The organism is Chromohalobacter sp. 48-RD10, from assembly GCF_029889785.1.
GTDB lineage: Bacteria > Pseudomonadota > Gammaproteobacteria > Pseudomonadales > Halomonadaceae > Chromohalobacter.
In genome coordinates this window covers 273,683-285,236 of the sequence record NZ_JARANX010000003.1, presented here as the reverse complement: position 1 = coordinate 285,236, position 11,554 = coordinate 273,683, and the positions used below count along the sequence as shown (strand labels likewise).

The following is an 11,554-nucleotide window of genomic DNA, read 5'->3' as shown; positions in this document are numbered from 1 at the left end:
AAGAGCGGAGCGTCTCGTTGTTGCCGAAGCGCCTAACGAGGAAGGCGTATTCTACCGAAAGCGCCGTGATTGTCAAGGCCGAAGCCGGCGAGACAATGCTTGGCAACGCTTTCAATCGCGGCGTTGCCCGAGGCCTTTCGAGATGCGGCGCATTCTACCGAAATCGGCGTTACTGTCAAGCGAGAAAGCCACCCGAAGGCTTGAATTTCTCAAGCATGTCAGCCACTTGCGCCACCCCTTCACCGCCGGCCACGAAGCCCGTCGCCGGCAGCGGATGCGTACTTTACGGATCCGCCGACGCGAACGCAAGGGGTTTTTACACCGATGAAACCTATCGCTCGTCTCTACCCTAACGTCACCCGCGCGTAACGCTTCTTACCCGCCTGGATAACATAGCTTTGTCCGGTGGCAAGCATATGATCACGTGCCACAACGTCGCCATCGACCTTGACGCGACCATTGCCCAGCATGTCCTTGGCCTGGGCACTGTTGTTGACCAAGCCCGAGCGGTTGAGTACTGCAGCAACCGGAGCCTGCTCGCCTTCGAAGACCACCTCAACCTCCGGCAAGTCCTCCGGAAGCTCACCTTCCGCCAGTTGGTTGCCCGCCGACTTGTGCGCATTGGCGGCCGCTTCATCACCGTGATAACGCCCGATCAATTCGCGCGCCAGCTCCATCTTGATATCACGCGGATTGGCCCCGGACTCGATCGACTGACGAATCACTTCGATGTCTTCATTGGACTTGAGCGACAGCAGTTCGAAGTAACGCCACATCAGGCTATCGGGCATCGACACCAGCTTGTTGAACATCACTCCCGGCGTATCGTCGACGCCCACATAGTTGCCCAGCGACTTGGACATCTTCTGGACACCGTCAAGCCCTTCCAGCAGTGGCATGGTCATGACCACCTGCGACGCTTGACCGAAATGCTTCTGGATCTCGCGCCCCATCAGCAGGTTGAACTTCTGATCGGTGCCGCCCAACTCGATATCGGCTTCAAGCGCCACCGAGTCGTAGCCCTGCACCAGGGGGTACAGGAACTCGTGAATCGAAATCGACTGGTTGGCCGTATAACGCTTCTCGAAATCGTCACGCTCCAGCATGCGTGCCACGGTAGACTGCGCTGCCAACTCAATCATGTCAGCCGCGGAAAGCTGGCTCATCCACTCGGCGTTGAAGCGCACTTCCGTGAGTGCCGGATCGAGGATCTGGAACACCTGCTCTTTATAGGTCTCCGCATTGGTCTTGACCTCTTCCTCGGTCAGCGGCTTGCGGGTCACGCTCTTCCCAGTGGGGTCACCGATACGCCCCGTAAAGTCGCCGATCAGGAAGACGACCTGGTGGCCGAGCTCCTGAAACTGACGCATCTTGGTCAACAACACGCTATGCCCCAGATGAAGGTCCGGTGCGGTAGGATCAAACCCCGCCTTGATACGCAGCTTACGCCCGGATTCGAGCTTTTTTACCAACTCGTCTTCCAGCAGGATTTCATGGGTGCCACGCTTGAGCAGCGCCAGCGCATCGGCAACGTCGGTCATCGTATCCTTTCTCCGCAAATGGGGTGGCTTGGGCAATAATGGGGGGATGTTAGCATGACTCATCGACGCGGTTGAGCGCCCCGACACATGGAGAGGAACATGCCCCTTTATATCGGCCTGATGTCCGGCACCAGCCTGGACAGCATCGACGCCGCCCTGGTGCATTGCGGCGACGACCGCCCCGAGTGGCTAGGTGCTACTGGAGTGACCTTTCCCGCCGCGCTGCGCGAGGATTTGCTGGCCTTATGTCTCGCCCGCGAGACCTCTTTCAGCGAACTGGCCCGACTCGAAACCGCGTTCTGCGAGTACCAAGCCGAGGCAGTCAACCGCCTGCTCACGGAGACCGGCACCTCGCCTGACGACATCGCTGCCATCGGCAGCCACGGGCAAACCATCGAACACGCCCCCGAGGGGGTTCCGCCGCACACCTACCAGCTCGACAACCCCAGCCTACTTGCTGAGCTGACCGGCTGCGCAGTGGTCGGCGATTTTAGGCGCCGCGACATGGCCGCCGGCGGACAAGCCGCGCCGCTCGCGCCGGCCTTTCATGCCGCGCTATTCACCTCTGCCGAGCATACGCGCTTGATCCTAAACCTCGGAGGCATCGCCAACCTCACGCATCTTCCTCCGAGCGGCGACTCTGCCCCTGTACTCGGTTTCGACACCGGCCCCGCCAACATGCTGATGGACGCCTGGTGTCAGCGCCATCTGGGCCACGCCTACGACGCCGATGGTGCTTGGGCCGCCAGCGGCCACGTCGACGCGGCCTTGCTCTCACGCCTTCTCGATGACCCTTACTTCCGGCGCCCCCCGCCCAAGAGCACTGGACGCGAGCATTTTCATCTCGACTGGCTGACAACTCATCTCACGGGTGACGAGGCGCCCCGAGACGTCCAGGCGACGCTCGCTGAGCTGACCGCCGCCAGCATTGCCATGGCCATCACCCAAGACAGCGAACGTTTGGATACGTGTTACGATGCGCTCATTCCCTGCGGGGGCGGCGCCCACAACGTAGACCTGCTGGCGCGCCTACGTCGGCACGTGCCGGATATTCCGCTGACGCCCTGTGAGCGTTTCGGCTGGTCAACGGACTGGCTGGAAGCCGGCGCCTTCGCCTGGCTTGCTCATCAGCGCCTCGCAGGGCGCTCCGGCAACCTTCCCGAGGTTACCGGGGCGCGTGCCCCCCGTGTGTTGGGCGGTCTCTATGCGCCATGAAGGCTCACTCATCGTCGCCTTGAAGGGTGAGGCGCTCGGCGGCATCGCTCGCCCGCGCAAGTTGCGAACTATCGGCATCGCCATAATCGATACACAACCGCAGGTCGTTGGCCGAGTCGGCATGCACCAATGCCATCTTTTCGCTGATGCGCCCTTGCCGATAGAGCGCATATAGCGCCTGATCGAAGGTCTGCATACCCTGATCGTGAGAGCGTTGCATGATCTCCTTGAGGTCGTGAATCGCCCCCTTGCGGATCAGATCGCTGACCAACGGCGAACGCAGCATCACCTCGACCGCCGCGCAGCGCCCCTCGCCATCTTCGCGCGGCAGCAGACGCTGGGCGACGATGGCCTGTAAATTGAGCGACAGATCCATCCATACCTGTTCGTGGCGCTCGCTCGGGAAGAAATGTTGTATCCGTTCCAGCGCCTGATTGGCGTTGTTGGCATGCAGCGTCGCCAGGCACAGATGACCGGTCTCGGCGAACGTCAACGCCTGCTCCATGATCTCGCGCGAGCGCACCTCGCCGATCATGATTACATCGGGCGCCTGACGCAGTGCATTCTTGAGCGCCACCTCGAAGGACTCGGTATCGATGCCCACCTCGCGCTGATTGATGATCGCCCGGCCATGGGGATGAATGTACTCGATGGGATCTTCAATACTGATGACATGTCCGCCGGTCGTCTGATTGCGGTGCTGAATCATCGACGCCAGCGTGGTCGACTTGCCGCTACCCGTGCCACCGACGATGAACACTAGACCGCGTTTGCGATTGACCAACTCGCTCAAGACATCCGGCAACGCCAGGCTCGCCAGATCGGGAATGTCGTAGGCGATTCGGCGCACGACCATCGCCATCTGGCTGCGCTGGTAGAAGGCACTGACGCGAAAACGCCCCTTGCCCGACAGACTGAGTGCAAAATTGGCCTCGCGTTCAGCCTCGAAACGTTCTCCCACGCCCTGCGGCAGCGCCGCCGAGACCAACTCACGCACCTGTGACACCGACATCGCCTGTGCGCCCAGCGTGACCAGCTCGCCATTGATCTTGAGACTCGGCGGCGCCCCGGTGGACACCAGCAGGTCGGAGGCTTGCTTGTCGAGCATGATGTCCAGCAGTTGCGTCAGCCACTCGTATGGCGTCATCTCGCGCTCTCCTTCGCGACTGTCGATCATGCCCAGCTTACACGCCCAGTACGCGTCCATCCTTCGCCTTGGCCTGTGCCTCGGCGCGCGAGACGACACCCTGCGCCACCAGGCGCGAAAGCGCCGCATCCAGCGTCTGCATACCCAGGCTGCCACCAGTCTGGATCGAGGAATACATCTGCGCCAGTTTGTTCTCGCGAATCAGGTTACGCACCGCCGCGCTGGCCACCAGGATCTCGTGCGCCGCCATACGCCCGCCGCCTTCACGCTTGAGCAATACCTGAGAAATGACCCCCTGCAGCGACTCGGACAACATCGAACGCACCATGCTTTTCTCGTCGCCCGGGAACACATCGATGATGCGGTCCACGGTCTTGGCTGCCGACGTGGTGTGCAGGGTGCCGAATACCAGATGGCCGGTTTCGGCAGCGGTCAGCGCCAGGCGGATGGTTTCCAGGTCGCGTAGCTCACCGACCAGAATCACGTCGGGGTCCTCGCGCAGTGCCGAGCGCAACGCCGTAGCGAAGCTGCGCGTATCGCGATGCAACTCGCGCTGATTGACGAGACTGCGCTTGCTGCGATGCACGAACTCCACCGGGTCTTCGATGGTCAGCACATGCTGATAATAGTTTTCGTTGACGTAGTCGATCATCGCCGCCAAGGTCGTGCTCTTGCCCGACCCGGTCGGCCCCGTCACCAGCACCAGCCCACGCGGCAGCGAGGCCAGGCGTCGAAATACATCTCCCAGGTCCAGGTCATCGAGGGTCAGCACCTCGCTGGGAATGGTGCGAAAGACGGCGCCCGCGCCGCGCCCTTGATGGAAGACGTTGACGCGAAAGCGCGCCACGCCCGGCACCTCGAACGAGAAATCATGCTCGAGCGTCTCTTCGTAGTCGCGGCGCTGCTGATCGTTCATGATCGCGTAGATCAACTTGTGAACGTCACGATCCTCGATCGGCGGCACGTTGAGCCGGCGGATGTCGCCGTCGACGCGAATCATTGGCGGCAAACCGGCAGACAGATGCAGATCGGACGCCTTCTGTTTTGCCGAGAACGCCAGCAATTCGATAATATCCATGCATTTCTCTCGCTCGCGGACAGGGTTTCTCAGTATGCCAGATGTCACCATCGCCGAATCCCTCGAACGCGCTCGCCAGCGTTTGACCCGCGCCCTGGCGAGCGCGGGGCGTGACGGCGAGGACGCCTGCCTGTTGGCCGTGAGCAAGACGCAACCCACAGCCAGCGTGCGCCAGGCCTTCGCTGCGGGGCAACGCGCATTCGGCGAGAACTATCTTCAGGAAGCGCTCGACAAGCAGGCCTCGCTGGACGATCTCGAGGGTATCGTCTGGCATTTCATCGGTCCTTTGCAATCCAACAAGACCCGCGCGGTGGCCGAGCACTTCCAATGGGTGCATACCATCGACCGCGCACGCATCGCCACACGCCTCGACGCACAACGCCCGACGGCGCTGGAACCGCTGAATGTTTGCCTGCAGGTCAACGTCAGCGGCGAAACCAGCAAATCCGGCGTGGTGCCCGAGGCCTTGCCAGCACTGGCCGACGCCGTGGTGGCACTGCCACGCCTGCGACTACGCGGCTTGATGACACTGCCCGCACCGAGCGACGACCCGGCAGCCCAACGGCGACCCTTCGCCGAGCTGCGCGCCTTGCTCGAAACACTCCGCCAGCGACATCCCCAGGCGCCCCTGGATACACTCTCGATGGGCATGAGCGGCGATCTCGAGTCCGCCACCCTCGAAGGCGCCACCCTGGTCCGTCTGGGCACGGCCATTTTCGGGCAGCGCGCGCCGCGCGCCTGATCGTCTTGTCTCAACGCCACTGTTTCGCCGCGACACTACAGGAGACCCCATGACAAGCCACGTCACATTCATCGGCGCCGGGAACATGGCCAGCGCCATTTTCGGCGGCATGATCGAAGGCGGCCATCCCGCCGAAGCCATCACCGCCACCGCGCGCAGCACCCAGACACTCGACGCGCTCGCGTCGCGCTATGGCGTCCACACCACCTCCGACAATAACGCGGCCGTCGAACAAGCGGATGTCGTGGTCCTGGCCGTCAAGCCGCAGGTCATGCGTGAGGTCTGCAACGAATTGCGCGATAGCGTGCAGCGCCAACGCCCGCTAATCGTCTCCGTGGCCGCCGGTTTGAGTGCCGAGACGCTGGAGAATTGGCTCGGCGGCGAGCTCGCCATGATCCGCTGCATGCCCAATACCCCCAGCCTGGTCGGCCAGGGTGCCTCGGGGCTTTACGCTAACGCCCGCGTCAGCGAGGAGCAGAGGCAACTGACCACCTCGCTGCTGGAAGCCGTAGGGCTCGTGGAGTGGGTCGCCGACGAGACGCTTCTCGAGGCCGTCACGGCCGTGTCGGGTAGCGGACCGGCGTATTTCTTCTTGATCATGGAAGCACTCGAGGACGCCGGCAAGAAGCTCGGTTTGCCCGCCGACAGTGCCCGCCGTCTGGCCCTGCAAACCGCTTACGGCGCCGCCAGCATGGCCCGCGGAAGCGAATTCGAGCCAGCTGAGTTGCGCCGCCGCGTGACCTCGCCCAACGGCACCACCGAACGCGCCATCAATAGCTTCGAGGACGACGGCCTGCGTATGCTGTTCGAAAACGCCACGCAAGCTTGCGCGACACGCGCCCGTGAGCTGGCCGACGAACTGAGCCGCGACTGAATCCCCCTTCACCCATTCGACACGGAGGAGCCCCATGGGCAGCCAAATAGGAAGCGCCGGCTTGATGCTGGTCAACACACTAATCAATGTGTATCTGTTCGTCTTGATGCTGCGCTTTCTGCTGCAGTTTTCGCGCGCCGACTACTACAACCCCGTCAGCCAGGCGGTGATCAAGGCCACGCGTCCAGTGGTCGCGCCGTTACAACGCATTTTCTGCCCGCGTGGACGTTTCGATCCCGCCTCGCTGGTCGCGGGCTTGCTGATCAAGGCCATCACCATCTTCGTACTGCTCAAGCTTGCCGGCATCGGCATGCCGCCGATTCAGGGCGTGCTGGTGGCATCACTGGCCGGGGTATTGAGCGCCATTCTCGACATCTACTTCTTTGCCCTGATCATAATGATCATTCTCAGTTGGGTCGCGCCACAGGCCAGCCATCCCGGCGCCATTCTCGTCCACCAAGTGGTCGAACCGATTATGGCCCCAGTGCGCAAGGTCATCCCCCCGCTGGGCATGATCGACTTGTCGCCCATCGTGGTGTTCATCGCCATCAATCTGGTCGATAGCCTCGTCGTCGGCGCCCTCGCCCGTGCGGCGGGATTGCCTGGCATGCTGGTAGGCTTCTGAACATTCACGACCCTGGCGCCGTCGCGCGCCCCACGCTGGACACGGAAACCGATACACACGATGCCCGATACGCTACCTCCCGACTCGGTCGGTCTGGTTACGCCGCAAACGGCGCACTTCGATACCCCGCTGGCACTGGCCGGCGGCAAGACGCTGTCCGACTATACTCTGATCTACGAGACGTATGGCACGCTCAACGCCGAACGCAATAACGCGGTGCTGATCTGCCATGCGCTTTCCGGCCATCACCACGCCGCCGGCTTCCATGATATGGAAGATCGCAAGCCCGGCTGGTGGGACGCGTATATCGGTCCCGGCAAGGCAATCGACACCGAGCGCTTCTTCGTCGTGTCGATCAACAACCTCGGCGGCTGCCACGGCAGTACTGGCCCTGCATCGACCAACCCCGAGACCCAGCGCGCCTGGGGACCCGAATTCCCGGTCCTGACGGTGGCCGACTGGGTGCATAGCCAGGCACGCCTGGCGGACCGGCTGGGCATCGAACGCTTCGCCGCCGTGGTCGGCGGCAGCCTCGGCGGCATGCAGGTGTTGCAATGGACGATGGCATACCCCGAGCGCATCGCCAACGCCGTGGTCATCGCCGCCACGCCACGCCTCTCGGCGCAGAACATCGCCTTCAACGAGGTCGCCCGCCAGGCAATTCGTTCGGATCCCGACTTCCATGACGGTTGGTATGAGGAGCACGGTACGGTGCCCAAACGCGGACTCAGGCTGGCCCGCATGATCGGCCATATTACCTATCTGTCCGAACACTCGATGGGGGCCAAGTTCGGCCGCGATCTGCGTACCGATCAGCTCAACTTCGGCTATGACGTGGAGTTCCAGGTCGAATCGTACCTGCGCCATCAGGGGGATACGTTTTCCACCAGCTTCGATGCCAATACGTATTTGCTGATGACCAAGGCGCTGGATTACTTCGACCCGGCCGCCCTGCACGGCGGCGATCTGGCGGCGGCGCTGGCACCGGCGCAATGCCCGTTCCTGGTGGTCAGCTTCACCACCGACTGGCGCTTCGCACCGCCGCGTTCACGGGAGCTGGTCGACGCCCTGATGCGCGCCGACAAGACCGTCAGCTACGCCAGCATCGACTCGCCGCATGGCCACGATGCATTTTTGCTGCCGCACCCGCGTTACGAGGCAGTGTTCGGCGGATTCATGCGTCGCGCTGCCCGCGACCTGCAGCTCGAGGAGACGACCTGATGCGCGCCGATCTCAAATTGATCCACGACTGGGTCCCGCAAGGCGCACGCGTGCTCGACCTGGGCTGCGGCGACGGCGCACTGCTGGCCGCCCTGGCGCGTGACAAGCAGGTCGTCGGCTATGGGCTGGAGATCGACCCCGACGGCATCACCGCCTGCATCGAACGTGGTGTCAGCGTCATCGAGCATGACATCGATGACGGCCTGAGCAACGTCGAGAATGACGCCTATGACCTGGTAATCATGACGCAAGCACTTCAGGCTCTGCAGCGCCCGGACCGCACCCTCGACGAAATGCTGCGCGTAGGCCGGGAATGCATCATCGCCTTCCCCAACTTCGCCTACTGGCGCCACCGCCTGTATCTCGGCTTTCAGGGCCGTATGCCGGTGTCCAAGTCGCTCCCCCATGCTTGGTACGACACACCCAACATCCACCTATCGACGTTTCGCGACTTCGGCCAGCTATGCCGTGACAAGGGCCTGACCATCGTCGATCAACGCGTCGGCAACGGCGACCACGAGCCGCATTGGAGCTCGCGGCTGTGGCCCAACCTGTGCGGGGAGACGGCAATCTTCCGCGTCACCCGCGCCTCACGCTGACTCAGACGCTCGGCGGCTGCCGCTCGAGATCCACCGGCAGCCGCCGGGTCAATATCGCCTGGCAAGGTACGCCGGCCGTGTCATGGATGACGCTGACGCCATACGCCAGCACCTCAACTCCCTGGGCGGCGACGCGACGCAGCGTTTCGGCATAGACAGGGTCGAGGTGCCCGGCCGGTGCCACAGTGTCGATCCCGGTATGTGCCACGCAAAACAGCAGTACCGCGCGCTCGCCCATCGCGACCCGCGCCGCCAGGCTCTCCAGATGCCGCCGACCACGTTCGCTGACCGAGTCGGGGAAATAGCCATGGCCGTCGTCTTCACGCAGCGTCACCTGCTTGACCTCGACATGGATCGTTTGCCGTGCCTCGGCGAGGCGAAAATCGAGCCGTGCGCCTTCGACCTTCGCCTCCCGCTTGAGCGTTGTATACCCCGCCAGCTCGGCGATACGCCCAGTGCTCAGGGCTTCCTCGACCCACGCGTTGGCGCGCCCGGTGTGCACCGAGACCAAGGCCGGTGCCGCGCCGGGCATGGGCAGCTCGATCCATTCCCAGGTCCAGGCCAGCTTACGCGCGGGGTTACGACTCGGCGAGAGCCAGACGCGACACCCGGGGACGTTGACGCCTCGCATGGAGCCAGTATTAGGGCAATGCGCGATCACCTCCTCGCCCGACGCCAATCGCACATCGGCCAGAAAGCGCTTGTAACGACGCACCAGAATACCGGGCGTCAGTTGCGTGTATTCCACATCTTCCCCTCTTGGGTCGCTAACGCATCACCGCGTGGGACAAAAAATCACATTTTCATAAGAGCGGCCGCGTGGCGGCGTAACGCGCGCGCTCCAGCGTCTTGACCGAGATCCGAATGCGTCATTTTATCGCCTAGGGTGGTTGCAAAGCCTGCACTTTTCCGCTAAATAAGCAGGGCTTCGGGCGGGCGCCCAAGCCCTACCCTGGCCAGGCATCGGCCCAAGTCACTTGCGTAATGAGGCAGTCCCATGCCAGTAGCGGAAATCAAATCGGAAGCGCCGAAAAAATTCACCCCGTACGAGCCGGCGCCGGGTGAAGAATACATGAACGAGCAGCAGCTCGCGCACTTCCGCCAAATCCTGCTCATCTGGAAACAGGAGCTCATGGAAGAGGTGGATCGCACGGTGCGCCACCTGCAGGAAGAGGCCAACAACTTCGCCGATCCGGCCGACCGGGCCACCCAGGAAGAAGGCTTCAACCTGGAGTTGCGCACCCGTGACCGTGAGCGCAAGCTGCTCAAGAAAATCAACGAGACCATCGAAAATATCGATGAGGACGACTATGGCTTCTGTGAAGCCTGCGGCGTCGAGATCGGCATTCGCCGCCTCGAGGCTCGCCCCACCGCCACGCTCTGCGTCGACTGCAAGACGCTGGCGGAGCTCAAGGAAAAGCAACTCGGCGGCTGATACCGTCCCTGAACACTCTATCGACGGGCACCTTCGGGTGCCCGTTTGTCATTGCGCAGGTCACGCCAGTCATGTCGTATATCGGTCGTTTCGCACCGACACCTTCGGGGCCCCTCCATCTGGGCTCCCTGATCACGGCCCTGGCGAGCTTTCTCGACGCACGCCACGCCCAGGGGCGTTGGCTCGTGCGTATCGAGGATATCGATCCGCCACGCTGCCCTGCAGGCACCGCCGATACCATTGTCCAACAGTTGGAGGCCTTCGGCCTGACCTGGGATGGCAGCGTGCACTACCAGAGCGAGCGTCACGCGCACTACCAGGCAGCGCTCGAGCGTCTCGTTGAGCGGGGGTTTGCCTACCCGTGCAGCTGTTCGCGCAAGGAATGGCGCGAGTATGCCACCTATCCCGGCTGGTGCCGGCACGGACCGCTGAGTCCCGAGCGCCCCCTGGCCTGGCGACTACGAAGCGATCTTGGCCTGCGCCCCGTCGAATGGGAAGACCGGCGCCTGGGTCATCAACGCTTCGACCCCGCCGAGTTGGGCGACGTGGTCCTCAAGCGCAAGGATGACCTCTGGGCCTATCAGCTCGCGGTGATCGTCGATGACGCCGATCAAGGCGTGTCCGACGTGGTGCGCGGCGCCGACCTGCTCGACAACACTCCCTGGCAGCGTCAATTGCAGGATGCATTGGCATTCCCGGTACCGCGCTATTTGCACCTTCCTCTGGTGCTCGGTGACAACGGCCAGAAGCTCTCCAAGCAGAATCTTGCCCCAGCGCTGCCGACCAATGAAGCCGGAATACGCCACACCCTGCACCACGCCTTGCAGCGACTCGGTCAGCAACCGCCACGCGAAATGGCACACGCCTGCGTAGCCGATCAGCTCGACGCAGCAATCACGGCCTGGCGTCCCGAACACCTGCGTCACATGACAGCGAATGAGCACTGAAAGCCCGCCCCCGCACGTGCATCCGATGCCTCGACAGTGCTCTTGTCATGCCATGGTCGCACACCCCTTGGCTTGATTCGCCCAGCCGGCAGGCGTCAGGATACAGGCCAACTGATCGTCGCATGAGCCG

12 protein-coding genes are annotated in these 11,554 nt (G+C 62.8%); 8 read left to right on the top strand and 4 right to left on the bottom strand.

Annotated elements, in window-relative coordinates:
- Positions 1 to 344: 344 nt before the first annotated feature.
- On the bottom strand, positions 345 to 1,541 hold the full coding sequence (tyrS, locus tag OP496_RS06265) for a tyrosine--tRNA ligase (protein WP_280562647.1): 1,197 nt from the start codon (positions 1,539 to 1,541) through the stop codon (positions 345 to 347).
- 99 nt (positions 1,542 to 1,640) lie between these two features.
- On the opposite strand from tyrS, the gene OP496_RS06260 reads away from it, so the two are divergent.
- Complete coding sequence (locus OP496_RS06260; RefSeq protein ID WP_280562646.1) at positions 1,641 to 2,756, top strand: anhydro-N-acetylmuramic acid kinase; 1,116 nt, start codon at positions 1,641 to 1,643, stop codon at positions 2,754 to 2,756.
- Between the two features lie 4 nt (positions 2,757 to 2,760).
- On the opposite strand, the gene OP496_RS06255 is transcribed toward OP496_RS06260, so the two are convergent.
- Positions 2,761 to 3,903 (bottom strand): PilT/PilU family type 4a pilus ATPase, encoded by a 1,143-nt coding sequence (locus OP496_RS06255; RefSeq protein WP_280562645.1) that lies wholly within the window; start codon positions 3,901 to 3,903, stop codon positions 2,761 to 2,763.
- Between the two features lie 37 nt (positions 3,904 to 3,940).
- Positions 3,941 to 4,981 (bottom strand): type IV pilus twitching motility protein PilT, encoded by a 1,041-nt coding sequence (locus tag OP496_RS06250; RefSeq protein ID WP_280562644.1) that lies wholly within the window; start codon positions 4,979 to 4,981, stop codon positions 3,941 to 3,943.
- Between the two features lie 34 nt (positions 4,982 to 5,015).
- Here OP496_RS06250 and OP496_RS06245 point away from each other — a divergent pair, with 34 nt between their 5' ends.
- The 5 genes from OP496_RS06245 to metW are packed head-to-tail and all read left to right on the top strand — an operon-like array spanning position 5,016 to position 9,042.
- Positions 5,016 to 5,723, top strand: coding sequence for a YggS family pyridoxal phosphate-dependent enzyme (locus OP496_RS06245; protein ID WP_280562643.1), 708 nt, complete (start codon positions 5,016 to 5,018; stop codon positions 5,721 to 5,723).
- A gap of 49 nt (positions 5,724 to 5,772) precedes the next feature.
- Complete coding sequence (proC, locus tag OP496_RS06240; protein ID WP_280562642.1) at positions 5,773 to 6,597, top strand: pyrroline-5-carboxylate reductase; 825 nt, start codon at positions 5,773 to 5,775, stop codon at positions 6,595 to 6,597.
- Positions 6,598 to 6,631: 34 nt separating this feature from the next.
- Positions 6,632 to 7,222: a YggT family protein gene (locus OP496_RS06235; RefSeq protein ID WP_280562641.1), complete on the top strand. Its 591-nt coding sequence runs from the start codon at positions 6,632 to 6,634 to the stop codon at positions 7,220 to 7,222.
- Between the two features lie 60 nt (positions 7,223 to 7,282).
- Positions 7,283 to 8,443 (top strand): homoserine O-acetyltransferase, encoded by a 1,161-nt coding sequence (locus OP496_RS06230; RefSeq protein WP_280562640.1) that lies wholly within the window; start codon positions 7,283 to 7,285, stop codon positions 8,441 to 8,443.
- The gene (metW, locus tag OP496_RS06225; RefSeq protein ID WP_280562639.1) at positions 8,443 to 9,042 is read left to right on the top strand and encodes a methionine biosynthesis protein MetW; all 600 of its coding nucleotides are present in this window, start codon (positions 8,443 to 8,445) and stop codon (positions 9,040 to 9,042) included. The genes OP496_RS06230 and metW overlap by 1 nt, the downstream gene beginning before the upstream one ends.
- A 1-nt stretch (position 9,043) precedes the next feature.
- Here metW and sfsA read toward each other — a convergent pair whose 3' ends face one another.
- Positions 9,044 to 9,790, bottom strand: coding sequence for a DNA/RNA nuclease SfsA (sfsA, locus tag OP496_RS06220; RefSeq protein WP_280562638.1), 747 nt, complete (start codon positions 9,788 to 9,790; stop codon positions 9,044 to 9,046).
- A 249-nt stretch (positions 9,791 to 10,039) separates the two neighbouring features.
- Between sfsA and dksA the strand changes: the two genes are divergently transcribed.
- Both dksA and gluQRS read left to right on the top strand, forming a co-directional pair.
- Entirely contained in the window at positions 10,040 to 10,477 is a 438-nt protein-coding gene (gene dksA, locus OP496_RS06215; protein ID WP_040239883.1) for an RNA polymerase-binding protein DksA, read from the top strand.
- 71 nt (positions 10,478 to 10,548) lie between these two features.
- The gene (gene gluQRS, locus OP496_RS06210; protein ID WP_280562637.1) at positions 10,549 to 11,424 is read left to right on the top strand and encodes a tRNA glutamyl-Q(34) synthetase GluQRS; all 876 of its coding nucleotides are present in this window, start codon (positions 10,549 to 10,551) and stop codon (positions 11,422 to 11,424) included.
- The last annotated feature ends 130 nt before the right edge of the window (positions 11,425 to 11,554 follow it).